We start from the raw sequence: 25,556 nt of genomic DNA, 5'->3' as shown, positions 1-25,556 counted from the left end.
CAGAAGGGTGGGAACGCAGAAGCCTTCCCACCCCGTTACACGAAAACCAAATCAGCCCGACGTTTCTTCCGTCGCACACACCTTGGCCGTGCCTGTTGCTTGATCAACCTGCTTCATCGACAGCTTGATCTTGCCACGGTCATCAAAGCCGATGCACTTCACCCAGACCGAATCACCCTGATTGACATGGTCAGATGGCTTGCTGCCGCGTTGGTCTGACATCTCGGAGATATGAACCAACCCGTCACGCTTGCCAAGGAAGTTAACAAACGCACCAAAGTCCATCAGCTTGACCACCTTGCCCTGGTAAATCTCGCCAAGCTCGGGCTCTGCAACAATACCACGGATCCAGTTGACGGCCTTCTGGGCTGCCTCATTGTCAACCGCTGCAATCTTGATGGTTCCGTCATCATCAATGTCGATCTTGGTGCCTGTCTGCTCGGTAATCTCGCGGATAACCTTGCCACCAGACCCAATGACATCACGAATCTTGCCGGCATCAATTTTAAGGGTGGTGATACGCGGAGCGGTCGAGGAAACCTCGCTCCGTGCCGTGCCAAGCGCCCTCGACATCTCGCCCAGAATATGCAGACGCCCTTCGCGGGCCTGACGCAGGGCAATTTCCATAATATCGCGGGTAATGGACGTAATCTTGATGTCCATCTGCAGGGATGTCACACCCTGATCAGTCCCGGCAACCTTGAAGTCCATGTCACCCAGGTGATCTTCATCACCAAGAATGTCGGACAGCACAGCAAAACGCTCGCCTTCTTTGATCAACCCCATAGCAATACCGGCAACCGGACGCTTCAGCGGAACACCGGCATCCATAAGGGCCAGAGACGAACCGCATACCGTGGCCATCGATGACGAACCGTTGGACTCTGTCACCTCCGACACAACGCGAATGGTATAAGGGAAGGCATCACGGTCCGGCAGCATGGGATGAACCGCACGCCACGCCAGTTTCCCATGGCCGATTTCACGACGACCGGGCGACCCCATGCGACCCGCTTCCCCGACAGAGTAAGGGGGGAAGTTGTAGTGAAGCATAAAGTTTTCACGGTATTCACCACCCAAGGCATCAATGACCTGCTCGTCCTGCCCGGTGCCCAACGTGGCAACAACCAGAGCCTGGGTTTCACCGCGGGTAAACAGAGCCGATCCATGCGTGCGCGGCAGGATACCAACCATTGACTCAATCGCACGGACAGTACGGGTATCACGCCCGTCGATACGCACACCGGTATTCAGGATATTGGAGCGGACAACATCAGCTTCCAGCACCTTGAACACTTCAGGGGCTACCTGAAGCGCTGCCTCGTTGGAGGAATCCAAGGCAGCGAAAGCTTTCTCCTTCACAGCAGAAACCGCATCTTGGCGCGCAGCCTTGGCAGGAATGCGATAGGCCGTCTCCAGATCCTTGCGGAACGTTTCAAACAGGGCGCTTACCGATGCCTTTTCCGGCGAGGATGGCGGCAGATCACGAGGCTCGCGGGCGCACTGCTCAGCCAAGTCAATTATGGCATCGATAACAGCTTGGCAGGCTTTATGACCGAAGGCAACAGCACCCAGCATAATGTCTTCAGACAGTTCCTGAGCCTCGGACTCAACCATAAGCACCCCTTCAGAGGTACCGGCCACCACCAGATCCAGAACGCTGTCCTTCTGGGCTGACACCGTCGGATTCAGAACGTACTGGCCGTTTATGTAGCCCACACGCGCCGCACCGATTGGCCCAAGGAACGGCAGGCCCGACAGGGTCAGCGCCGCCGAAGCACCGATCATGGACACGATATCCGGCTCGTTTTCCAAATCATGGGACAGAACCGTCGCAACAACCTGTGTCTCACACTTGTAATCGTCATGGAACAGGGGACGAATCGGACGGTCAATCAAACGCGAGGTCAGTGTTTCCCGCTCGGACGGGCGCCCTTCACGCTTGAAGAAACCACCCGGGATCTTGCCGGCGGCAAAGCTCTTTTCCTGATAGTTCACGGTCAGCGGGAAAAAGTCCTGGCCCGGCTTGGGTGCCTTGGCCCCAACAGCGGTACACAAAACAGAGGTTTCGCCATAGGTCACCAGAACAGCCCCATCGGCCTGACGGGCGATACGACCGGTTTCCAGAACCAAGGGCCGTCCACCGAACTGGATCTCCTTGCGATACACCTTGAACATTGACATGCGTTTGCTTTCCTTACGTCTGAAACCGGTGCCCCAATTTCGGCACGGAAGTCCCCGGCAGACCTACTCTGCACAAAAGGAGACCCCCGCAACCGCCCGGTTCCGGCCTTGTTCTCTTCAAATCATCGGATGAATATAAGGCCAATTGCCCCGGCAATCATGCGAAAAACAGGGGTAAGGGCAAAAATACTGCCCCGTTCAGGCCATAAAAAAGGGGATGCTGTATGCACCCCCCTTTAAAAGGTCGCTTACTTGCGGATATCAAGGCGCTGAATCAGACCTTCATAACGCTTCTGGTCTTTCTTCTTGAGATAGTCCAGCAAGCTGCGGCGGCTGCTGACCAACATCAGGAGCCCACGGCGGGAGTGATTGTCCTTCTTGTGGGTCTTGAAATGCTCGGTCAGATTACGGATCCGCTCGGTAAGAATGGCAACCTGAACCTCGGGGGAACCGGTATCGCCTTCTTTGGTGGCAAAATCCTTGATCAATTCCTGTTTACGCACAGCAGTGATCGACATCAAATGACTCCATTCTCTCAGAGATTCATGACACGGACCGGGCGAATCACTCCATCCTCAATCCGTACGATTGCCACCGGGCGGTCTTTCTGCATGGCGTAGGCCACACTTGCAGAGGCTTGAATACCATCTGAACCATCCCCCGTACGGGCCAACACCGGCAACAGATCCACCGGAAGCCCGGACGACAGGCGGCGGGCTTCTTCTTCTGTCAAGGCCAGGACCGGGATGTCGTCCAGCGCGGTCGTAACAGAAAGCAGGAAACCCACAGGGCCGGGACTATGCCCGAGCTCATCCAACTTATCCAGAGAAATCGCGTTGCTCTCGGAGAAAGGGCCGCACTGACAGCGCCTGAGCATGGACACATGACCGACAGACCCAACGGACCGGGCCAGATCCCGGGCCAGGGAACGAACATAGACGCCTTTCCCGGTTTCAACACGGAATGTTGCCAAATCGGCCCCATCCCAACTCTCCAGCACAAATGAATCCACACGAACGGATCGCGCCTTCAGCTCTATATCCACACCATCCCGGGCAAGGTCATAAGCCCGGCGCCCGTCAAGCCGGATCGCAGAGAAACGAGGGGGAACCTGCTCGATAGTACCGACAAAGGCAGGCAAAGCTGCTTCCAGCTCCGCACGGGAGGGGCGATAGCCAGACGTTGCTGTCACCTCTCCCTCCCGGTCATCCGTAGAACGCTCTTCTCCGAAATGAACGGTAAAACGATAGACCTTGCGGCCATCCATAACGTAGGGAACCGTCTTGGTGGCTTCCCCCAGAGCAACAGGCAAAATACCGGACGCCAATGGATCCAGCGTCCCGCCATGACCAGCTTTCTGCGCCCCGAAAGCACGGCGCACACGCGCAACAACCGCCGTCGAGGTTATCCCCTCCGGCTTGTCAACAGCTACCCAGCCATGAACCGGAATACCACGCCGCGTCCGCCCCATTCAGGATTCCTCACCCTGGTCCTCATCATCGGCATGACGCATGGATTCTGTGTCACGGACAACATCTGGTCGCCTCAACAGATTGGCAATATAGGCATATTCATCAAAACTGGTGTCGATCTCGAACGACAGGCGCGGAACGTACCTCATCTCCACACGACGGGCGATCTCATGACGCAAGAAAGGTTGAACCCGAATCAAGGCCGCCCGCAGTGCTTGCGCATCCCCTATACCGCCAAGCGGCGTGAAAAACGCTGTTGCATTGCGCAAATCAGGGCTGCACCGGACCTCAGTAATCGTGATCGCGGTCGATGCCAGCAAGGGATCACGCAGCTCCCCACGCTCAAAAACATGGGCAAGAGCATGACGAATTTCCTCGTTGATGCGACGCTGCCTTTGCGTTGGGGCCTGGCCGCGCACTTTGCTCATGAGAACCTCGAAGCATAAATAAAAACACTTCCCTGCGCGCCAACAGTACGTTCTCCCTTGCCGGGAATATACTGTTGGCGCCTGCAGAAGAAATCAGGAACAGGGCGTGAACCGCTCTCAGAGCTGGGCCGCAACCTCTTCCATTTCAAAGCACTCTATGACATCGCCAACCTGGATGTTGTCATAGTTTGCCAAGGACATACCGCAATCAAAGCCAGACTTGACCTCGCGGGCGTCATCCTTGAACCGCTTGAGCTGGGACAGATTTCCTTCGTGGATAACCACGTTGTCCCGCAACAGGCGAACCTTGCAACCACGCTTGATAACACCTTCGGTCACCATACAGCCGGCAACCTTGCCAACCTTGGTGATGTTGAACACCTCACGGATCTCGGCGTAGCCAATGAACTTCTCGCGATAGGTCGGTGACAGCATACCGGTCAGAGCCTGTCTCACATCCTCTGCCACATCGTAGATGATGGAGTAGTAGCGGATATCAACAGCATCCCGCCGAGCCAGCTCACGGGCCTGCGGATTTGCACGCACGTTGAAGCCAACGACAAGCGCACCGGACGCACGCGCCAAGGTAATGTCAGACTCGTTGATGGCGCCAACTGCAGCATGCAGAACCTTGACCTTGACCGCCTCGGTTCCCAGCTTCTCCAGAGTCCCGATCAAAGCCTCGACAGAACCCTGAACGTCACCTTTGATAACAACCGGAAGCTCCTTTGCCTCACCCGCCTGGATACGGGCAAACATCTGCTCCATGGTTCCACGGGCGGATTTTACGGCCTGTGCCTCACGTTCCTTGCGCTGACGATAGGCCGCTATATCACGCGCCTTTGTCTCATCTCCCGTCACAACAAAATCGTCACCGGCAGAAGGAATACCATCCAGCCCCAGAATTTCGACCGGAACAGCAGGCCCCGCTTCTTCAATGCGGTTCCCCTTGTCGTCGATCATGGCGCGGACACGCCCGGACTCTTTGCCAGCCACAAACACATCGCCAACCCGCAGGGTACCGCGACGGATCAAGACCGTAGCAACAGAGCCACGCCCACGCTCCATCTTGGCTTCAACGATGGTTCCTTCCGCCATGCGATCAGGGTTGGCTCTCAGATCCAGCATTTCAGCCTGCAAGAGAATAGCTTCTTCAAGCTTCTCCAGGTTCAGGCGCTGCTTGGCCGACACCTCGACAGTCTGGATGTCCCCACCCATTTCCTCCACCACAACCTCGTGCTGAAGAAGCTCGGTCCGTACGCGACCCGGGTTGGCATCCGGCTTGTCCATCTTGTTGATGGCAACAACGATCGGCACCTCTGCCGCACGGGCATGGCGAATAGCCTCAATTGTCTGGGGCATAATGCCATCATCCGCCGCAACCACCAGAACAACTATATCCGTCACCTTGGCGCCACGGGCACGCATGGCTGTAAAGGCTTCATGGCCCGGTGTATCGATAAAGGTAATCTTGCGTCCGTTGGACATGCTGACCTGATAGGCGCCAATGTGCTGCGTAATACCACCAGCTTCACCAGAAACAACGTTGGTTTCACGAAGGGCATCCAGCAGGGATGTCTTGCCGTGATCAACGTGACCCATCACGGTAACAACCGGAGCCCGGGGTGCCATGGCTTCATCGGAATCAGGACCGGCTTCCAGTCCAATTTCAATATCAGCTTCGGAAACACGCTTGACCGTGTGACCAAATTCCTCAGTAACCAGCTGTGCCGTATCGGCGTCGATAGTCTGGTTGATGGTCGCCATGACCCCCAGCTTCATCAGAACCTTGATCAGGGCACCGGAACGCTCTGCCATACGGTTGGAAAGCTCCTGGACTGTAATAACGTCCGGGATGATAACCTCGCGCACGATCTTTTCAGGAGCCTTCTGCTGTGCCTGGGCCTTGCGCTTTTCTTTCTGGGCCGCACGCCGCATAGCCGCAACAGAACGCCCGCGGGAAGAACCTTCCTCATCACCGGACAGAACAGCAACAACACTCAGCTTGCCGCGCCTCTTGTCCATTCCAGGGGCACCAGGAGCAACAGCAGCCCGCTTTGAAGCAACCTTTCCGGCAGCCCCACGGTTACGACCACTGTCATCCCCCTCGTCATCACGCTCACGGGGCGCATGACGGACAACAGAGCGGTCATCGCGTGACGGCGGCCGACCGACCAGATCATCGGGAGCAGCGGCAGGACGCACCACACCAAGAGCGGGTTGAGCAGATGCAGGACGCAGCCCCTGGGAAGCACCCTGTGCCGGACGGGCAGATCCCGGCCCCGACGGAGCACCACGCCCACCGGGCCCACGAGCAGGAGCCGACCTCTGGGCATCACGATTCTGGACAGAACGCGGCGTCCAGCCTGGTCCCTGGTTCGGAGAGGGGCGCGGACCGGTCCAGCTGCCGGACTGGCCACCTGCACGGGCTGTTGGCGCAGGTGCCACAACATCCCGCACCGGAGACGGTGACAAAGGTGCGGGTTCCACCTTTGCAGCAACAGTCAAAACCGCTGGCTCGGGAACAGGTTCGGGCTCTACCGCAACATGGTTTGCACTTTCCGCATGCAGGCGGGCTTCTTCTTCGACAGCCTTGGCCCGGGCGATATCCGCCAGGCGACGATTTTCCTCATCCACCTTGCGCTGCTCTTCAGCCCGTATCAGGGCCTGAAGGCGATGCTGACGTTCATCCTCTGTCAGATGGGCACCACCCAGAGAGCCCCGCCCATCACCGGACCCAGATCTGCGGGCATCCGGGCGTGTACCGGCTGCGGGACCAAAACTGCGCTTCTTCTTGTGTTCCACCGCCACAGATTTGGATCGACCATGGGAGAAACTCTGGCGAACCTGTCCGGATTCAGCGCTCTTTTTCAGTTCCAGCTTCCCACGCGATGAAACGCTAAGGGGCTTTTTTTCATTTTCGTTCGACATGCGTACCGGTTGTCCTGGCGTCTATTCCGTATTCCCCGGCGCCACTCCTGGCTCCGGCTCGGGCACAGTCGCCGCTGTCGGCGACCGCAAATGTTCATCCACTGCTTCCAGCGGCCGTGTGACCTTCCCGCAACAGGCCGCGAGCCGGTCAAGTTCCCTGACAAGCCGGTCAACCAGCATACGCTGCTCCGGCTTTCCGCAGGCGACAGCAACATGCACCACGTGCTCCCGCCCCAGAACAGAGGCCATCTCAGGCCCCGTCAAAATATCAACCACACGCGCAACATCGCTGGTGTGGTGCATCAGCGCCTCCAGCTTGCGGCGCCCGTCGGCTGCTCCTTCTGTCGCCTCCAGCAACAGGGCAACCTGACCGGAACGGACAAGGGCCTGTACCTTGTCAAACCCGGCAACAACCAGACCAGCACGACGGGCAAAGCCCAGAAGTGCCAGGCAACGCTTTCTGACAAGCCCGGCAATCCTGTCAGGAAGATCGCGGGGAATATCAATCTGGCGGCGTGCAGCACGCAAAAAAACTTTTTTCTGCACTGCCGTTTCTAACACATCCCGCCGTGCACTCAACCAGAATCCCCGTCCGGGCAAACCCGCCTCAATATCGGGGACCAGAATACCATCGGGACTAATGACAAAACGCAACAAATCATCCCGCGAACAACTGGCACCTGTCACCAAGCAACGACGCTGCGGACCGGAAGACATCACAGGGCCGGCACGGTCACCGGCAGAACCCGGTGATGCCCCTTTCCGGTGGGGTCGCCGCCCTGAAGAGGACGACGCAACCGATATGCCGGAACGAAAAACCACCCGGGTGCTCTCCCTTATGCCTCATCCCCGGCAGCGCCAAAGGGATCTTCATCACCAAACCAACCAGCCTGGACACGGGCTTCCATGATCATACGGTTGGCATCACCCTCGGAAACGGAACCAGCAGAAAACTCAACCAACTCGTCCGACGCCAAATCTGCAAGATCATCGATGGTCTTCACATCATTGCGACCCAAGCAAACCAACAGCGCGGGCGTCATCCCCGAAAACGCCGCCAGTTCATCGGAAACGCCCAAGGCACGACGCTCGTCTTCCGCAGCCCGGTCACGCTCTTCCAGGAACTCACGGGCACGCTGCTGCAACTCGGCCGCAACATCGGTATCAAGGCCTTCGATCGAGGCAATTTCTTCCAGATCAACCCAAGCGACTTCTTCCACAGAGCCGAAGCCTTCAGTCACCAGCAAATGAGCCAAAACGTCATCGACATCCAAAGCTTCCATGAAGGCACCGGACACACGACGGAACTCTTCCTGGCGACGCTCGGATTCCGCTTCCTCCGTCAGAATATCAATGTCCCAACCCGACAACTGGGAAGCAAGCCGGACATTCTGACCACGACGCCCGATAGCAAGCGACAGCTGCTCGTCAGGCACCACAACCTCCATGCGTCCGCCATCCTCATCGATCACGACCTTGGCAACCTCGGCCGGGGCAAGGGCGTTGACAACAAAGGTGGCGGGATCCACAGACCACGGAATGATATCGATCTTTTCACCCTGAAGCTCCGCCACAACAGCCTGAACACGGGATCCACGCATACCAACGCACGCGCCAACCGGATCAATACCCGAGTCCCTGGAGACCACGGCAATCTTGGCTCGGGACCCGGGATCACGGGCAACAGCCTTGATTTCTATGACGCCGTCATAAATTTCGGGAACTTCCTGCGAAAAAAGCTGGGCCATAAAGCCGGCATCGGTACGGGACAGGAAAATCTGCGGCCCCCTCTGCTCGCGGCGCACGTCCTTAACAAAGGCGCGCACACGATCACCGTTCTTGAAATGCTCGCGCGGGATTAATTCGTCACGGCGCAGCAGTGCCTCGGCACGACCCAAGTCCACGACAACATTGCCAAACTCGACACGCTTCACAAGACCGTTGACCACATCGCCAACGCGGTCCTTGTACTCGCCGTACTGACGGTCACGCTCGGCATCGCGCACCTTCTGGACAATAACCTGCTTGGCGGTCTGGGCAGCGATACGCCCGAAGTCAATCGGCGGCAGAGGATCAACGATAAAGTCACCGACAACAGCCCCCGGCTTGCGGCGCTGCGCCTGGGAAACCGTAAGCTGCGTGTTTTCGTCTTCGACGTCCTCGACAACCTCAAGATAGCGGGCCAGCTTGATCTCACCATTGCGACGGTCAATACGGGCGCGAATATCATGCTCGTGACCATACTTGGAGCGTCCGGCCTTCTGGATGGCCTGCTCCATAGCAATGAACACCTCTTCGCGATCAATGCTCTTGTCGCGGGCGACGCTGTCGGCGACCATGATCAGTTCCGGTCGCGCCATGCCAACAGTACGTTCCATCTTTTCCAAGCCCTCGAGTTACTGTCTTCGCGGTATTACATCAGGTGCAGACCAAATCCGGCGAACCGACACGCCACACACTGTTCCTTACTCAGTGCTCCGCCTCCTGGCGGGTCACAAATTCTATCAACTCATCAGTGAGGACAAGCTTGGCCTTCCAGACCGCATCCAGCGGCACCAACCAAGCGCCCTCATCGCCTTGTATCCGAATATTCCCATCAGGATCCAGGCCAAGAAGGCGACCGGAAAAGCGCTTGCGCCCGTCCAGCAGCTGGCGCGTCTCCAGCTTGATGTCAAAGCCGGCCCAGACTTCATAATCTCTGGCACGCGTCAAGGGACGGTCAATGCCCGGTGAGCTGACCTCAAGGTTATAGGCCCCGGCAACAGGATCTTCCACGTCCAGGACGGCGGACAAGGCGCGGCTGATATCCGCACAGTCTTCCACCGTCATGGGAACCGAATCCCGGCGCTCTGCCATAACCTGCACTGTCTGGCGCCGCGTTCCCTGTATAAGAACCCGCACCAGCTCATATCCCATATCGTCAAGGGTTGGCTCTACAATACCAACCAATCGCTCGGCAAGATCCATACCGGTACCCAAATACCCCAAGAAAATATCAAGACCGAACACGCTCAAAATAGTCTGGCTGCCCGGGAATCCTTGATCCACATAACAAAAAAGTGGGCCACTGGCCCACCCTCGAAAGTCCCGGACAGGACAAACCAGAGAATGTCATCGGTGGGTTGTACACCGCTTCACAGGCGAAGGCAAGAGCTACCTTACAGCCTGTGAAGGCCCTTCACCTCAGTCAACAATCTCGCCTTTGTAAATTCCCCAGATCTCACCACGTCGCAACCATCCCTGATACCCTTCAACCTCAACCCGACAATACTCGCTACCCGGCGGGCACTGGTGCAGGCGCAGAACAACACCGGGGTCCAGCCAGGCCGCAGCAGAAGAGCTATCATCTGCTGTGCGACGCAACATAGCTTTACGGCCGCGAACCACAGCCATCCGTCGCCCGGCCAGCATGCTCTGGTGCACCCACCCTTCCGTACCATCCGGATCGCGGATCTTGCGCCAGGTTTCATACTCGGCAATGACTTCCACGGGTAAATCCCGCCGCATATAAACCCAGTCAACCGGATAGCGGGCGCCAGGACCAGCCCGCATGTTGACTTGGTCCGCACGCAGGGAGACAAAGCGGGGCAAGGGAAGGACCCCGCTGGATGATGCTGCAAAAGCCACTCCCGCATAAAGCGATACGCCGCCCCAGAGAATGCAGAGGGCAGCAAGAGATAACAGAATAAAACGGAGAAGAAACAGTCGTCGCACGGAGAGTCGCACACCTCATACCTATGGTCACAGCACCAGAAAGCCCCGAACAGCGCACATGGACCCACATTTTCTGGCCACAGGAACACCGATACAAGCCTGACTTAATTCCCCTTCAATACAGGCTCCTGCGCGTTTTTCAAGACACACTCGACAGGACAACCCGGAAGGCATGGACAAACCAAGGTAGCAGTGGTACCGGATTATCATCTTAAGATGTATAGTCGGAGTTCCCTTGATGGCAGCAAAAAAACCGCTGGTGATCGTAACACGCCGCCTGCCGGATGTCATCGAAACCCGCATGATGGAACTTTTTGACTGTCGCCTGAATATAAACGACACCCCCCTTGGGCACGATCAGCTGATCACAGCTGTAAAGGAGGCAGATGTCCTGGTACCAACGGTAACGGACCGCCTGGACAAGACAATCCTGGAACAATCAAGCAGCCGACTCCGCTTGATTGCCAGCTTTGGCAACGGAACCGATCACATTGATCTTGGCACGGCACATGAACGGGGAATTGTTGTCACCAACACGCCGGACGTTCTGACCGACGATACGGCTGACATGACCATGGCATTGATCCTGGCTGTTCCACGGCGCTTGGCAGAGGGCGAACGCTTGGCCCGTTCCGGACACTGGACAGGGTGGAGCCCTACCCACATGCTGGGCAGTCGTATATCCGGCAAGCGACTGGGTATTATTGGCATGGGACGCATAGGGCAAGCCGTCGCCCGGCGGGCGCGAAGCTTTGACATGACCATCCACTATCACAACCGTAATCGCCTGCACCCCGATATCGAAGCCGAGCTGGAAGCAACATGGTGGCAAAGCCTGGACCAGATGCTGGCCCGTATTGATATTCTCAGCGTTCATTGCCCACAGACCCCTGCCACCTATCACCTTCTGTGCGCACGACGACTGAGGTTATTGCGGGACCACGTCTGCGTCATCAACACCGCCCGGGGTAATATTGTTGATGAAGAAGCCCTTGTCACCATGCTGCAACGACAGGAGCTGGCAGGGGCAGGACTGGACGTTTTCGAGAGTGAACCACACATAAACCCGAAACTGCGAAACCTGGAAAATGTCATCCTTCTGCCCCACATGGGATCATCAACCGTGGAGGGACGCATTGCGATGGGAGAAAAGGTTCTGTGCAACATCCGCGCCTTCAGCGACGGGCATTGCCCGCCGGACCGGGTTCTGCCATCCTGATTCCATAACGCAGGGCTCGCCTTCCATAGTGGAAGAGACTATACCCTCTCACCATGACAGCACACGAAATTCCATGGCGAGACCCGCTGACCGCTTTTGCCCCACTGTCGGGGCAGGAGGGCGCCGTTCTTCTTGATTCTGCAGCAGAAGCCGGCGGACGCGGACGCTGGACAATTCTGGCGGCCTACCCACAAAAGCTGGTTATAGATCCGTCCAATCCGTTCGATGCGCTGGAACAGGCCATACAAGCGATGCGGGAGCCTTTCCTTCCCAGGCATCCCGATACCCCACCCTTCCATGGCGGACTTATTGGCTGGATCAGCTATGAAGCCGGGCGGCATCTGGAAACATTGCCTGCCCCGAAAGCCGATGACATCAACGTGCCAGAAATGGCCTTTGGCGTGTACAAGGCTGCCCTTGTTTTCGATACCAGCTGTCGCCGGGCTTTCCTCACCCACACACCGGACGGCAAAGATACGGCCAAAAGGCTTCTTGATGCAGCGGGAACCACACCCCTGCCCCCACCACGAACTGACGGCATACCGCTTTATCCTGAGCAAGATGACGAAGAAGCAGCCCAAGCCATTGCAAAAGTTATAGACTTCATACAGGCTGGCGATATTTTCCAGGCCAACTGGACCCGTCGCTTCCTGGGTCAACTTCCAGATCGCTTCCCCATTTTTGACCTCTACCGCCGCCTGAGGCAGACATCGCCAGCCCCGTTTGCTGCCTTTGCACACTTCGGCGGAGCAACTGTATTGTCTGCATCACCGGAACGCTTCCTGAAAGTTGGGGCGAATGGCACGGTTGAAACACGCCCCATCAAGGGGACCCGCAAACGTGGACAAACACCCGCAGAAGACAAGGCATTGCTGGATGAACTGATCAACAGCAAGAAGGATCAAGCTGAAAATCTGATGATTGTTGACCTTATGCGCAACGATCTGTCTCGCGTTTGCCGGGTTGGCAGCGTGAAAGTTCCAGTCCTGAACGGGCCAGAAACGTTCGCCAGCGTCCACCATCTGGTCTCTGTCGTGCGCGGACACCTGAGGAAAGGGGAGAATGCCATTTCCCTGCTGAAAGCCACCTTCCCGGGTGGCTCAATTACCGGCGCCCCAAAAATACGGGCCATGGAAATTATCAATACCCTGGAACCGGGGCGGCGCGGCCCATACTGTGGCAGCATCTTCTGGATCGGGGCTGACGGATCCATGGACAGCTCAATTGTAATACGAACCTTGGTCGCCGGACGCACCGGACGGCTGGTAGCACAAGCCGGTGGAGGTATTGTCGCGGATTCCAGCCCCGCTGATGAAGTCGAGGAAGCACGGACAAAAGTCGCGCCGTTGTTACAGGCTGCCGCCGGAACAGCGCCCTGAACAATCATACCCCGGACATCAAAACAAACGGAAAAGACCCGGAATGACAAAGCGCTTCCTTACGATAACAACCATTGTGCTCACATGCGTTACCGGGGTGTATACTGCCTGCTGGTTTCTGGCATCTTCCATGATCACCCGGGCATGGAATGAAACGCAAGGCCAGCTTCCTGACGCAGGCTGGACCGTTTCATCGATACCCGTAACCCTGTCCGGCTTTCCCGGTATCATGACATTTGATACCGGTGAGATCGAGATCGGTCATACCTCCGGCTTCCATGTTGCCTTGGATCAAATGCAGATCCGCGTGCGGCCATGGGCCCTCTTATCCCCTGAAATCCGGACATCAGGCCCCGTCAGAGTTACAGCACCATCCGGAGAAAACTACCACCTTCAGGCAACAGACTCCGTTCTGGCTGTAAATGTCACAGCCTCAGGGGCGCTGACGGGCCTGCACCACGAGCTTCACCATGTTGTTCTGGACGGGGGCAAAACAGCACCCTTGATCAAGGCTGATCTTATGAAACTGTCAGCCCATATCGAACCAGAGGAAAAAGGCGTCCAGAACCCTGCCTTGGGGCAAATATCCCTTATCCTGGAACGACTTGATATCCAGGACCAGAATGGCCGCAGCCATGCCGCAATACCGGAAGACGCAGTCATTGACCTTGAGCTGTTCGGTATTCTTCCAAAATCCGGGACCTGGAAAGACCGCCTGGATGGCTGGAGACAAAACGGCGGAACAGTGGAAATCAGGCGTATCGGCCTGCAATACAAACATGCCAGTGCCAACATCCGCGGCACCTTGGCCCTGGATAAAAGACTACAGCCCGAAGCCGCTGTCACAGCCGAAATTCATGGTACACAGGAATTACCAGGTATTCTCTTGGGGCAAGGCATCCTGAAACCATCAGAGGCCGCCATCTTGCATATGGTTCTGGCCGCCCTGAGACACAACACGACCGGCAGTGCGCAGAACCCGGTTATTCCCCTGACCCTGCAGGACAACACCCTGCGTGTCGGCTCTTTCAAGATTTCCCGCATTCCAGATATACCCTGGTTATCTGCAAGAAATCCGGAAGCAAAAGAAGCAACGCCATATTAACAAGGCATTCAATATTATTGCTTTTCGATGGTCAGAATATGAGGGCCATAAGGATCCCCTGTATTTTCAGGATGACATGAAATAATAAGATGACCTTCTGATCGTACAGAAGCCGGGACATTCTTTATGGACTCGGCCCCTGAAAGACGAACACGGACTGTAGAACCTCTCTCCACCTTATCTAGAAGAATCTTGGTCTTCACAAACGTAAATGGACAAACCTCTCCTGCTATATCGATAAAGTGATCTTTTTTATCCACATTCATACCATACACTCACTTTATTTAGTTTTTGTGTGTTGCTAAACTTCCGGCACCAGAATATACAGCGGGAAAAATAGCGCAAACACGAGGATGTGTTTTTATGGACGAACAAATCACCGACAAGGAAGTGCTGGCACTGACGGTCGAAATTGTTGCAGCTCACGTGGGGAACAACAGCGTTCAGACCAATGAACTGCCGCTCCTGATTTCCGAAGTGCACCGTGCCCTGACGTCCTTGGGGGCACCACTTGTCGAGCCCGAGCGCCCACAACCTGCTGTCCCTGTCAAGAAGTCGGTGACACCGGAGTACATCATCTGCCTGGAAGATGGCAAGAAGCTGAAGATGCTCAAGCGTCATCTGAAGACAGCTTATAACATGACCCCAGAAGAGTATCGTGATCGTTGGGGGCTTACCGCTGACTACCCGATGGTTGCACCCAATTATGCAAGCCACCGCTCGACACTTGCCAAGAAAATCGGTCTTGGCACAAAGTCGCGGCGGCGTACAAAGCGCTGATAACAGGCGGGACTGCTGATACAAAGCGCCACGTGCCAACGGTCGTGGCGCTTTGTGCTGGGGCAAGCCGGCACAAAGCTGTGCACACATGACGGAACACGATACACTCGGCAACCGACGCTGCCTGAAGTCAGCAACCTGGCTCTGATACAACAAATACGATGGACCGTCCGCCCTATCCACCCAACACGTAAGGGACAAGACCATGGACAGAGGCTTCCAGCCGATTTCCCGCATTGAACAAATGTGTATCGACAAAGGAATGAAGATGACCGACCAGCGCCGGGTCATCGCCAAGGTTCTTTCTGATGCCACAGATCATCCGGATGTCGAGGAGGTGTACCGCCGCGCCACAGTAATCGACCCAAAGATTTCCATTGCAACTGTGTATCGTACCGTACGCTTGCTTGAAGAAGCACAGATTCTGGCACGCCATGACTTTGGTGACGGACGGGCCCGTTACGAGGAAATACAGGACGAACATCACGATCATCTGATCGACATGAAATCAGGTCGGGTTTTCGAATTCCACAATGAAGACATCGAGGAACTGCAAAGGCGTATTGCTGAAAAACTTGGCTATCGCCTGGTAGGGCACAGGCTTGAGCTGTACGGCGTCCCCCTGGACGACCCGGAGGCGTAATCCAAAGCCAAAAAAAGATGCCCTGTCACACGCCGGGCACAGCTTGCTCTTTGTGTGACAGCCGTGCATTGTGTCGCCGTGCACACCGGAAAAGCAGGATACAGAACAGGGCAGCGGGAACAGCCCGAACAACAGGATACGTTTATGGTAATGCTGGAAACCCTTACGACAGGGGATCAGGAAATACGGCTGGCCGCCAACGATGCGGAGATAGAAGCAGCGCAAGCGCTTCGCTACCGGGTTTTTTTCCAGGAGATGGGCGCACGACCCACGCCGGAGGTTGCCGCTGCCGGCCGGGATTTTGATCGGTTTGATCCATTCTGCGACCATCTTGTTGTCATTGACCATACCAAAGGGGATGGTCCCCAGGCTGTTGTCGGAACCTATCGTTTGCTCCGACGCTCCCAGGCGCACAAGGCCGGACGTTTCTATACAGCCGATGAGTACGATATTGCACCACTTGAAGCCCTCTCCGGTGAGATCATGGAGCTGGGCCGGTCCTGTGTTGATGCCGCCTATCGCACAAAAGCAACAATGCAGCTGCTGTGGCGAGGCATTGCCGCCTATGTGTTCCACTATGATATTACCATGATGTTTGGCTGTGCCAGCCTGCAGGGTACGGATCCATCAAAGCTGGCACTTCCGCTTTCCTATCTTTACCAGCACCATCTGGCTCCGGAATCCATGCGCCCGGTTGCCTTGAAGGATCGCTACACTGCTATGGACATTTTGCCCCCTGATCGCATTCATCCGGCACGGGGGCTTGCGTCCGTTCCACCGCTGGTCAAAGGGTACCTCCGCTTGGGGGGCTTTGTTGGCGACGGAGCTGTCATTGACCATGATTTCAACACGGTTGATGTCTGTGTGATGGTCAAAACGGACCTGATCTCAGACAAGTACTTCAAACATTATGACCGGAAATCCAGACCGGCAGGCAACCTGAAAAGGAATCCGGGCTGAATGCTCACCACAATTGGCACAGCAACAAAACTTGCGCTTTACGTCCTTTGGACGGGGCTGTGTCTGATAGCCTACATACCGGCTCTTCTTTTGCGCTACCGCTACAGGAACATATCGATGCTCTACTGGAAGGTTGCGCTGTCGCTGATATTCGGCGTGAAGGTTGTTGTCCGGGGAACACTGTCACAGCACCGACCCTTGCTGTGCGTTGCCAATCATGTCAGCTACATTGATATCATGATCCTGTGCGCCCTGATTCCCGGGGCCTTTGTTTCAAAAGCCGAGGTACGACAGTGGCCCGGGATCGGGTTTCTGGCCTCCATTGCCCGCACAATCTTTGTCGAACGGCGGGTCAGTGCCACGGCACAGCATCGCGATGTCATTGCAGAACGCCTGCAGGAAGGGGAACCCATCATTCTTTTCCCCGAGGGAACATCATCGGATGGAAACCGGGTTCTGCCGTTCAAAAGCAGCCTGTTCAATACCGCAGAGAAAGCGGTGAACGGAGAAGCGGTCCACGTACAGCCGGTCAGCATTGCCTATACACGCTACAAGGGATTACCGATGGGACGCAGTATGCGCCCGTTTTTCGCGTGGTACGGGGACATGGAGCTTTTCCCACATCTGATGGACTTCCTGAGGCTCGGCAGCCTGACGGTCGAGGTTGACTTCTTCCCGACCGTCACCATTGCGGAAACAGGCAACAGAAAGACCTTGTCACGACACTGCGAGGTCATCGTCCGCAACGGACTGAACGCAGCCCTGTCCGGAAACAGGCCCGAACAGGAATAAGGGCCTGAAGGGTCAAATCCCGCCAGCCATGGAAGCTACCGAACCCGCTCCATGGTCACCCTCGTGCGGGATGATGAGATCCCCTGCTCCACCACTGTCACCAAGGCCAGCCAAGTCAAGGCCACCCCCGGCAACGACAGCATCAACCATTCCACCGGACACATCGCCGGCGCCAGTATCAAACGTATCACTGCCAAGGGTTACCAGCTGGTCTGCAGCAGCCACACCGCCATCATTTCCGGCAACGGGCACACTGTCATCAGACAGGAAGGTATTCCAAGCGTCTCCACCCGCATCGGACAGGAAGAACATGGCCGATACCGGTGGCGTATCCGGCGGCACATCCGGAACGGTGACCGTAAAATCGGCGCTGGACTGGGCGGTACTGCCATTGGACTCTGTTGAAACAGCGGTCAGTGCCATGGGAAACTCAGCCGCATCACCGGACGGCGGGGTAAAGACAAGGCCCGACAGCTCTGATGGTTGCAGGTGATAACTGGAAGTCGATGGATCCCATGTTCCGGCCGACAAGCTGCCTTCCGGAGCTCCGGTCAGGGTCAGTGACAGCGTCTCGGAGCTGTCAACCAGACCGGCAACAAGGGACAAGGCAACCGGGGCCCCGCTGTCTGCCACAACGGACTGCGCAGAAACATCCGGAGCATCGGCTACCGGATCCACGGTCACCGTCAACGAGGCCGAAGTGGTTGCGGTATCACCGTTGGCATTCTCTGTCGACGTTGCCGAAACAGAGAGCGTCCAGGTACCGCTTTCGTGCGCCGGAGCGGTAAAGGTCAGACCCGGCAACTGCGCAGGGGTCAGGGTCCAGCTGCCGTTTCCGGTGTTGGTACCGGCAGACAGGATGGCACCAGACGGCAAGCCGGACAGAGTGACAGACAGTGTCTCGGAGCCATCGGTATCGACAAGAGCAGCCGCAATATCAAGGGCAATCGGCTGGTCTTCCGAACCGGACACATCTGACACTGACAGAGAGGGAGCATCGGCTACCGCCTCCAGCGTCACCGTCACCGGACGATAGGGGCTGTCACCCAACCCGGCCGAAGATGCCGTCGTATCGCCATCGGTACTGATGGCCCGCACCCCGAGGGTAAAGCTTTCGTCACTGTTGGACGGAGGAACAACCTTGAAGGCCCCGGACCCGGCTGCCATGATCTGGGTAACCTCGGCGGCGGAGAACGTCCAGACACCACCCGCCCCCTGTGTGCCAACCGCATTGTCGGACAGAGTGAAAGATGCACCAGCAGGCACATCGACAATTTCCAGGGTCAGGGTTTCCGGCGTGGCATGGGGGCCAGCCGGTTGCGGCGCCGGGGCAAGCCCCAGATCTATTGGAACACCAACATCCTCCTGACCGGCAACAGTGCGTGGAGGCTCGATATCCGGTGTATCTGCCTGCGCGACAACCTCAACAGCAAAGGACTGACTTTGCGATACCGCACCGCTGCGCAGTCCGTTCTCCCACGCGGTAGCCGTCACATTGACCGTCATGGAGCCATTATAATCCTGCGGCGGTACAATATGCAGACCCGGAAGATCTGACGTACCCAGCACCCACTTTCCGTTGCCTGTATTGGCCCCGGCAACGGTCATCGATCCATCACCGGCCACATGCACCAGCGTGGCCCCCAAGGGAATATCCAGAACCAAGGACAGGGATTCCGATCCGTCGGTATCGGTCAGGGATGCGGCAATATCCAGGGCAATCGCCGTATCCTCGTTCCCGGAGAAGGCAAAGGGACCAGACTGGGCCGGGGTCACAACAACAGACGGCATATCCGCTACCGGCGTGATATGCACCGTTACCACATGCTGGGTTTCCTTGGTGTCCGCACCATCGGCCGTCACCGCTTTCAGGACAAAGCTGACATCACCACCCACATTGGCTGCTGGCAGAACATGCAGATCCTGCACCTGGGCCAGGGTCAGGGAAGACAGGTCGGGTACCGGCTGGCCTGCACCATCAACAAATGTCACCTTTGATGCATCGGCACCCAGAACCGCCAGCGATGTCAGGGTTTCGCTGCTGTCGATCAGGCTGGCCGACAGGTTCAGGGCAATGGCTCCGCCATCTTCGGTACCGGTTGCCGGGGCAGAGGACAACGCCGCGCCATCAGCAACCGCTGCCACATCCAGCGTGAAGGCCTGCTCCACGCTGGCCTGCCCTCCCTCCAGCTCTGTTGCAACACCGGTCACATAGATCTTCAGGGGCCCTGAATAGTTCTCAGCAGCCAGAACAGACGGATCCCGCACCAAGGTCAGACTGGGTATGTCAGCCGCGGCGACAGAATAAACGGCATACACAGCGGCGCCACCGGCATTAAGGGCAAAGGCCGGCTGCCCGTCACCACCGCCAACGGTATCGTAGCGCAGCGGGGGGGCATCAACCGACAGCACAAAGCCCTGTGGTACCTTGATCAAGGCACTGGCAGTCTCCGAACCATCCACATCATTGGTCGTAACCGTAATACCGGACAGGGACAGGGGGGCATCCTCGCTGCCGGACAGAGGGGTGCCGGACAGTGTGGGAGCATCCGCTTCCGGCACCAAAGACACAGCACGGATAAAGGCACCACCGGAAACCGGGTTGCCGCTGCTGTCATGCCCTTCCACAGTCAGGATGATGGTCCCGCCATACATCTCCTTCCCCAGACCAAGCGCCAGACCGGGAGGTGAAAAGCCCGAAGGTGTCACCGGGTTCAGCCCTTCGACGGCGGTACCACTTCCGCCCAGATCCTCTGGTGGGGTGAAGACAAGGGATGGAATGTCTGCCGCGGCAATTTTCCACACCCCGTTGCCCATATCCGTCCCTGCGGAGAACGAAGCCCCGGCCGGAACACCACTGATGACTACCTCGGCCACATCAGTGGGCATGTTGCCCAGATTAAGCGAGGTCACCGGCACATCTTCCACGCCGTGTATAACGCCATCCCCACCCCAATGGACTGAGCCATCATTGCCATTGCCATTGCCACCACCATGGTGACCCCCGCCACCGCCTTGATTCCAGTTCAGGTTCAAGGTTGTTTCATCGCTGGCTACACGGTCGGCACCGGTTCCATCCGGTTCCACCGCAATGGCTTTCAGACCCAGGGTCAGGGATGAAACAGGAGTGTAAGTCCCGCCCCCGCTCATTTCACCCCATGGGGCCCAGACTTTGATGATGCCGTCCGGTATGGCGCCATCCGGCCCGCGCAGCCCGTCCAGGGTTTGGTTATCCAGGGTCCAGGTACCATCACCATTGTTGCGGCCGATCTGGTTCAGACTGCCGTCGGGCATTTCCTGCACCAGAACAACCCCGTTGACCATGCCACTAACCTGCAGGCCAACTTTCTCCGATCCGTCGGGCACATAGGTTCCACCCACCAGATGGCCAACCTCGCCACTGGCAATTGACAGGTGGATATCCAGGGGTGACCCAACCCGCGCTGTTCCCTGAACCGAGGCTGACAGCTCCGGCGTATCGGCAACCGGATTGACCACAATGGTCCGCCCGACATTGAAGGTTGCCTGCACACCACCGGCATCCCGAACCGTTACCTGAAGGGTGTAGGGAACATCGGCACCATCACCACCAAGATCCTGACGCCCGTCCAGGGGCTGCAACTTCAGAACCGTCTGCCCGGACAGATTGGCATCATAACGCCCCAGGGAGGCATTCCACGTCAGCTCTGCCCCGGATCCATTGGTCACCTTGAAGCCAGACAGGTGCGTTGTCAGATACAGGCTGCTGACTGTCTCCGAGCCATCGCTGTCGCCGGTACTGACCGTCAGGGGAATGGTCAGCTCGCTGTCTTCGCGCCCTGCATCCGGGCTGGCCACATGCGGGGCATCAACAACCGCATTGACGCGAATGTCCAGGGGATGGTTCTCGACCCTCACACTGCCGTCATTTTCCGTACTGCGGATCTCCAGCCCGATACGCACATCGGTACCACCGGGGAAAGCATTGGAGAAATCCTTGGGTGGCACAAGCTTCAGATTCCCGGCCTCGGACGCCGCCACCGACCAGCGGTCACCACCCAGAGGCACCAGAGCCTGCTCCGGAACACCGGTCAGCGTGAAGCCGGATGGCAGCGCCGACAGATCCAGAACATAGCTGGCGTTTTCCGATCCATCGGTGTCCACCATCGGAATGCCGCTGATATTCAGGTCAATGACCGTGTCCTCGGATCCGGTCCGGGTAATGACCGTACCATCCGCCAAGGCACTACCGTCAGCCACTCCGCGCAAGTCAACGAATACCGTCTGTACCATCTCGGCAACATTATCCGCATCCGCCGGTCCGCCGGTTTCGGTCGTGCGGATTGTTGCGGTAAAGGTAAAGTCCTTGTTGGAGTTGGCCGGGGGCATCATGTGCAAACCCGACAACTGGGCTTCGGAAAGGGTCCAGACCGTCTGCCCGCCAACACTGGATGTCACACCGGTCAATTCCTGGAACGCACCGCCGACCATGTGACCAAACTTCACGCCATCGGGCAGGCCGGACAGAAGGACAGAGAGCACTTCCGAACCATCACTGTCCGGTGTCTGCGGGTTGATGTACACAGCCAGCGGCGTGTCTTCATTGCCAACAACGGTTTTGATAATGGCAACCGGGGCGTCGGCGACCGGATCAACCGTTACCGTAAAATCCGTGCTCTGCGCCCGTGCGGCGCTGACGCCTGCCCCCCCTTCTGTACCCGGATCATACCAGGACACACGCATGGTCAGGGATATCGGGCCATTGGTGGCTTCATGCTGCGGGAGTTCAAGACGAAGACCCGACAGGTCAGGGCTTCTGTTTATGCCTCCGCTGTCTGTCGGAGAATACCGCCACACACCACCCCCGGCGTCGGTAATACCCGTGGCGCCGACCAGCTTCCAGCCGTCGGGAACACCCGTGATCTCGACAGAGGCAACACGCTCCGACCCATCCACATCCTGCAGGGTGGCAGACAGGTTGAGGGGAAACACATTCGCCCCGCCAATCCCCTGGTCTTCCTTGCCGGTGACATCGGCAGCCGTCAGGACAATATCATCAGCAACAGCCGTAACCCTGACTGTTCCGCTGACATTGGTCACACGGCTGGCGGTCATGCCGTTGGCAGTATCTTCCGTCCCGACACCAAAGACCACACTGATGTCACGGTCGCTATCCGGAGACGGCGTGACCGTCAAGCCTTCAACCGCAAAGCGGTCGGCAGCAGCCCCATCAGCCACCTGAATGGCATCCGTCGGGATATTGATCTTGTACTGGTAGACCGTGGATCCGCTGCCGGTGGAAAAAGATCCGGTCTGGATGGTCAACACCTGCTCGGGTTGACCGGGAAGCGCAACCTTCCACACACTGCCCGCCATATCAGGATCATTGGAGTATAGGGAAACCGTCGTGACCTTTTCCTGCCCCGGTGCACCGCTGGTATCACCGGAAGCAGCATTGTCACGATCGACAAGCGTAAAGACCGGACGCCAGGCGATCGTTGTATCCTCAAGGCCGGATACGCTCTGGCCGGACGTGCTGACGCCGTCGGATACCGGCGCGACCACGACAGGAACCGTCATCACTGACGGGGCCGACACGTTACCGTCCTGCTCGACAGATACGGCGCTGACCGTCAGGGTATAGGCCCCGGCGTAGTGCCCGGACGTACTGCCCTTGGCCAGAACGGACAGGGATGCCACTTCGCCTACAGACAGAGGGGCAAGGGTAACGGATCCGTCCGCATTGACGTTTGCAGTCACCTCGGCAGCGGCACCGTCCGTCCCGAGATAGAATGTGCTTCCTGCCGGCATACCCGACAGGGTCAGCACCACACTCTCGGAACCATCGTTGTCCGACAGCGCGGCAGACAGGTTCAGACCAATACGGGTATCTTCGTTCCCTGCCGCCGGGGCGCTGGCTGACACCACAGCCCCATCGGCAACGCCGGCAACCGAGACAGAGACCAAGGCCCCGACACTGGCCGACTGTGGACCCAGGGCAACCGGCTGTCCTTCGGTCGAGGTCGCCGTCACCGTGGCATTGATGGTACCGCTGAAATTCGGTGGCGGTGTCAGCAAAAGCCCGGGCAGGTCATCCGGGGCCAAGGTCCAGGATCCATCAGCGTTCTGTATTCCGTTGCTCAAGGTCGCTCCTGCAGGAAGGCCCGTCACCGTGACGGTCAGGCTCTCCGAACCATCGGTATCGACAAGGGCAGCCTGGACATCAAAGGAAACAGCCGTGTCTTCCTGACTGGAAGCCGGAAGCGAGGCCGTCAGCGTCGGCGCATCCACAACCGGGGCAATTGTGACCGGAACGGTCTGCAAGGTGCTGGCCGTATCGCCATCCTGCTCCGTTGATACGGCGGTCACCACAAGATTGAACGAACCGCTGTAATTGGGCGGCGGATTCAGCTGCAGACCGGCCAGCTCTGCCGGCAAAAGGGTCCAACTGCCATCGGCCCCCTGCGTACCCTGATTGAGGGTTGCACCAGCCGGAAGCCCAGAAATCACAACGGACAGCGTTTCTGAAATGTCCTGAAGATTGGCATTGATCGTCAAGGGAAGGGCCGTATCTTCAACCCCGGCAGCAGGAGGCGCGACCACCAGTGTCGGCGTATCGGCAACACCAGTGATGGTCAGGGATACAGCTGTATCAACAGAGGCAGACTGCTGCTCCGGCAAGGCCGCCGGTTGCCCTTCGGTCGAGGTTGCGGTTACCGTGGCGTTGATGGTACCGCTGAAATCAGCTGGTGGCCTCAGGGTCAGGCCCGGCAAGTCGCCGGAGGACAGGGTCCATGACCCGTCGGCCTGCTGCGTGCCCTTGCTCAGGGTCGCCCCGGCAGGAAGACCGGAAACTGTAATCGTCAGACTTTCCGATCCATCGGTATCTGTCAACGACACCTGAATATCAAAGGGAACGTCCGTATCCTCTGCCCCCACAGTCAAGGCAGGAACATCCAGAATAGGGGCATCGGCTATCGGTGTCACGGTGACCGGCAAGATAGTGACAGAGCTGGCCGTATCTCCGGCTGTTCCGGTGGTCGTTGCCGTCACAGTTACCGCAAGCTCACCGCTGAAATTCGACGGCGGTGTCAACTGAAGGCCATCGAGATCAGCAGCGGAAACCCGCCAGCTGGTCGCATCAATGGGAGTTCCTGCACTCAGTACAGTCCCTGCCGGCAGATTACTGATGACAATATCCAGGATCCCCACCCCGGGGCTGGACAGAGTGATTGACAAGGCGATGCCATTGTCTTCAGCACCTGCAGCCGGGACAAGGGACACAACCGGAGCCACCGCCGGGATCTGGACCGTTTGTTGCTGGTCTTCAGGAATAACAGGGGCCGTGGCCACAGTGGCATCCTGCGTATCCTCGGGCACCGGCGGGGCATTGGCCTGCTCCGGAGCAACGATAACAGGAGCACCCTGTACCGCAGCAACCGGCGAACTTGGCAGGTCCGGGGGCAAAGGTCCAGCCCCGGAACCTGCCGATGGTGCAAGAGGGGCCACAGAAGAAGGCGTGTCCTCGGAACTGGCAGCCGGCGGGTTCACCACCCCGGAACCAATGATGCCATCCGGAATACCCTGGTTTCCATCTTCGGTCGCTGAAACACCAGGAGCGGGTGTTGGCACCGTATCAAGCTCACCGCCAAGAACCTGTACGTCGGCCTCCGACCGGCTGCCGGTGTGCAAGACACCCAAGTTACCCACGTTCTGGGGTGAATCCTGCTCTGGCTCCTCGATAGCCCGGGCGAGCGCATCCATCTCGCCATTAACTTCATCATCCCCGACAGCAGCAGACACCGTTGCACGCTCACCCGTTGGCTGCCCATCGGTGACAGGTGTTTCGGAGCTCAGGATTTCTATTTCCTCAGGCTCAACCAGGCGGGGAGCTTCATCGGCCATCGCATATTCCTTGCACTGACCCCTTCAGCGGGGATAGCCCAATCCCGTATCCGGGCAGCATTACA

General features: G+C 57.7%; 18 protein-coding genes. 7 read left to right on the top strand and 11 right to left on the bottom strand.

Features of this window, described 5'->3' with window-relative positions:
- Positions 1 to 51: 51 nt before the first annotated feature.
- The 9 genes from pnp to HEQ60_RS08230 all read right to left on the bottom strand — a co-directional run bounded on the left by pnp (position 52) and on the right by HEQ60_RS08230 (position 10,729).
- Entirely contained in the window at positions 52 to 2,184 is a 2,133-nt protein-coding gene (pnp, locus tag HEQ60_RS08270; RefSeq protein ID WP_168071252.1) for a polyribonucleotide nucleotidyltransferase, read from the bottom strand.
- 248 nt (positions 2,185 to 2,432) lie between these two features.
- Positions 2,433 to 2,702 carry a 30S ribosomal protein S15 gene (rpsO, locus tag HEQ60_RS08265; RefSeq protein ID WP_066133776.1) on the bottom strand — a complete coding sequence of 90 codons (270 nt, stop codon included), beginning with the start codon at positions 2,700 to 2,702 and terminating at the stop codon, positions 2,433 to 2,435.
- 17 nt (positions 2,703 to 2,719) lie between these two features.
- Positions 2,720 to 3,655, bottom strand: coding sequence for a tRNA pseudouridine(55) synthase TruB (gene truB, locus HEQ60_RS08260; RefSeq protein WP_168071251.1), 936 nt, complete (start codon positions 3,653 to 3,655; stop codon positions 2,720 to 2,722).
- On the bottom strand, positions 3,656 to 4,084 hold the full coding sequence (gene rbfA / locus HEQ60_RS08255; RefSeq protein WP_168071250.1) for a 30S ribosome-binding factor RbfA: 429 nt from the start codon (positions 4,082 to 4,084) through the stop codon (positions 3,656 to 3,658).
- Between the two features lie 117 nt (positions 4,085 to 4,201).
- The gene (gene infB, locus HEQ60_RS08250; protein WP_168071249.1) at positions 4,202 to 7,015 is read right to left on the bottom strand and encodes a translation initiation factor IF-2; all 2,814 of its coding nucleotides are present in this window, start codon (positions 7,013 to 7,015) and stop codon (positions 4,202 to 4,204) included.
- Positions 7,016 to 7,036: 21 nt separating this feature from the next.
- Positions 7,037 to 7,837 carry an RNA-binding protein gene (locus HEQ60_RS08245; RefSeq protein WP_168071248.1) on the bottom strand — a complete coding sequence of 267 codons (801 nt, stop codon included), beginning with the start codon at positions 7,835 to 7,837 and terminating at the stop codon, positions 7,037 to 7,039.
- A gap of 14 nt (positions 7,838 to 7,851) precedes the next feature.
- Positions 7,852 to 9,393: a transcription termination factor NusA gene (gene nusA / locus HEQ60_RS08240; RefSeq protein ID WP_168071247.1), complete on the bottom strand. Its 1,542-nt coding sequence runs from the start codon at positions 9,391 to 9,393 to the stop codon at positions 7,852 to 7,854.
- Positions 9,394 to 9,484: 91 nt separating this feature from the next.
- Positions 9,485 to 9,982: a ribosome maturation factor RimP gene (rimP, locus tag HEQ60_RS08235; RefSeq protein WP_168071289.1), complete on the bottom strand. Its 498-nt coding sequence runs from the start codon at positions 9,980 to 9,982 to the stop codon at positions 9,485 to 9,487.
- A gap of 216 nt (positions 9,983 to 10,198) precedes the next feature.
- Entirely contained in the window at positions 10,199 to 10,729 is a 531-nt protein-coding gene (locus HEQ60_RS08230; protein WP_322099318.1) for an SH3 domain-containing protein, read from the bottom strand.
- 238 nt (positions 10,730 to 10,967) lie between these two features.
- Between HEQ60_RS08230 and HEQ60_RS08225 the strand changes: the two genes are divergently transcribed.
- The 3 genes from HEQ60_RS08225 to HEQ60_RS08215 are packed head-to-tail and all read left to right on the top strand — an operon-like array spanning position 10,968 to position 14,432.
- Positions 10,968 to 11,948, top strand: a complete 981-nt coding sequence (locus tag HEQ60_RS08225) for a 2-hydroxyacid dehydrogenase (protein ID WP_168071246.1) — start codon at positions 10,968 to 10,970, stop codon at positions 11,946 to 11,948.
- A gap of 53 nt (positions 11,949 to 12,001) precedes the next feature.
- Positions 12,002 to 13,327: an anthranilate synthase component I family protein gene (locus tag HEQ60_RS08220; RefSeq protein WP_168071245.1), complete on the top strand. Its 1,326-nt coding sequence runs from the start codon at positions 12,002 to 12,004 to the stop codon at positions 13,325 to 13,327.
- A 43-nt stretch (positions 13,328 to 13,370) separates the two neighbouring features.
- Positions 13,371 to 14,432 carry a DUF2125 domain-containing protein gene (locus HEQ60_RS08215; RefSeq protein ID WP_168071244.1) on the top strand — a complete coding sequence of 354 codons (1,062 nt, stop codon included), beginning with the start codon at positions 13,371 to 13,373 and terminating at the stop codon, positions 14,430 to 14,432.
- Positions 14,433 to 14,446: 14 nt separating this feature from the next.
- Here the strand turns inward: HEQ60_RS08215 and HEQ60_RS08210 are convergent, their stop codons facing one another.
- A complete protein-coding gene (locus HEQ60_RS08210) occupies positions 14,447 to 14,698 on the bottom strand; it encodes a sulfurtransferase TusA family protein (protein ID WP_168071243.1) in 252 nt (83 codons plus the stop codon).
- Between the two features lie 97 nt (positions 14,699 to 14,795).
- Here HEQ60_RS08210 and HEQ60_RS08205 point away from each other — a divergent pair, with 97 nt between their 5' ends.
- The 4 genes from HEQ60_RS08205 (at position 14,796) to HEQ60_RS08190 (ending at position 17,607) form a co-directional block, all read left to right on the top strand.
- Entirely contained in the window at positions 14,796 to 15,212 is a 417-nt protein-coding gene (locus tag HEQ60_RS08205; protein WP_168071242.1) for a MucR family transcriptional regulator, read from the top strand.
- Between the two features lie 262 nt (positions 15,213 to 15,474).
- A complete protein-coding gene (locus HEQ60_RS08200) occupies positions 15,475 to 15,855 on the top strand; it encodes a transcriptional repressor (RefSeq protein WP_168071288.1) in 381 nt (126 codons plus the stop codon).
- Between the two features lie 144 nt (positions 15,856 to 15,999).
- On the top strand, positions 16,000 to 16,815 hold the full coding sequence (locus HEQ60_RS08195; RefSeq protein ID WP_168071241.1) for a GNAT family N-acetyltransferase: 816 nt from the start codon (positions 16,000 to 16,002) through the stop codon (positions 16,813 to 16,815).
- Positions 16,816 to 17,607 (top strand): lysophospholipid acyltransferase family protein, encoded by a 792-nt coding sequence (locus HEQ60_RS08190; protein WP_168071240.1) that lies wholly within the window; start codon positions 16,816 to 16,818, stop codon positions 17,605 to 17,607.
- A gap of 12 nt (positions 17,608 to 17,619) precedes the next feature.
- On the opposite strand, the gene HEQ60_RS08185 is transcribed toward HEQ60_RS08190, so the two are convergent.
- On the bottom strand, positions 17,620 to 25,491 hold the full coding sequence (locus tag HEQ60_RS08185; protein ID WP_168071239.1) for a hypothetical protein: 7,872 nt from the start codon (positions 25,489 to 25,491) through the stop codon (positions 17,620 to 17,622).
- Between the last annotated feature and the right edge of the window lie 65 nt (positions 25,492 to 25,556).

It is taken from the genome of Haematospirillum sp. H1815 (assembly GCF_012102705.1).
GTDB lineage: Bacteria > Pseudomonadota > Alphaproteobacteria > Rhodospirillales > Rhodospirillaceae > Haematospirillum.
The sequence above is the reverse complement of the archived record's forward strand: the minus strand, read 5'-3'. Positions and strand labels throughout refer to the sequence as shown.

Coding starts and splice junctions, on each gene's coding strand:
- HEQ60_RS08190 (WP_168071240.1), top strand. CDS start 16,816: ATGCTCACCACAATTGGCACAGCAACAAAACTTGCGCTTTACGTCCTT.
- HEQ60_RS08200 (WP_168071288.1), top strand. CDS start 15,475: ATGAAGATGACCGACCAGCGCCGGGTCATCGCCAAGGTTCTTTCTGAT.
- HEQ60_RS08225 (WP_168071246.1), top strand. CDS start 10,968: ATGGCAGCAAAAAAACCGCTGGTGATCGTAACACGCCGCCTGCCGGAT.
- infB (WP_168071249.1), bottom strand. CDS start 7,015: ATGTCGAACGAAAATGAAAAAAAGCCCCTTAGCGTTTCATCGCGTGGG.
- HEQ60_RS08220 (WP_168071245.1), top strand. CDS start 12,002: ATGACAGCACACGAAATTCCATGGCGAGACCCGCTGACCGCTTTTGCC.
- HEQ60_RS08215 (WP_168071244.1), top strand. CDS start 13,371: ATGACAAAGCGCTTCCTTACGATAACAACCATTGTGCTCACATGCGTT.
- rbfA (WP_168071250.1), bottom strand. CDS start 4,084: ATGAGCAAAGTGCGCGGCCAGGCCCCAACGCAAAGGCAGCGTCGCATC.
- truB (WP_168071251.1), bottom strand. CDS start 3,655: ATGGGGCGGACGCGGCGTGGTATTCCGGTTCATGGCTGGGTAGCTGTT.
- HEQ60_RS08185 (WP_168071239.1), bottom strand. CDS start 25,491: ATGGCCGATGAAGCTCCCCGCCTGGTTGAGCCTGAGGAAATAGAAATC.
- nusA (WP_168071247.1), bottom strand. CDS start 9,393: ATGGAACGTACTGTTGGCATGGCGCGACCGGAACTGATCATGGTCGCC.
- pnp (WP_168071252.1), bottom strand. CDS start 2,184: ATGTCAATGTTCAAGGTGTATCGCAAGGAGATCCAGTTCGGTGGACGG.
- HEQ60_RS08210 (WP_168071243.1), bottom strand. CDS start 14,698: ATGAATGTGGATAAAAAAGATCACTTTATCGATATAGCAGGAGAGGTT.
- rimP (WP_168071289.1), bottom strand. CDS start 9,982: ATGGATCTTGCCGAGCGATTGGTTGGTATTGTAGAGCCAACCCTTGAC.
- rpsO (WP_066133776.1), bottom strand. CDS start 2,702: ATGTCGATCACTGCTGTGCGTAAACAGGAATTGATCAAGGATTTTGCC.
- HEQ60_RS08205 (WP_168071242.1), top strand. CDS start 14,796: ATGGACGAACAAATCACCGACAAGGAAGTGCTGGCACTGACGGTCGAA.
- HEQ60_RS08195 (WP_168071241.1), top strand. CDS start 16,000: ATGGTAATGCTGGAAACCCTTACGACAGGGGATCAGGAAATACGGCTG.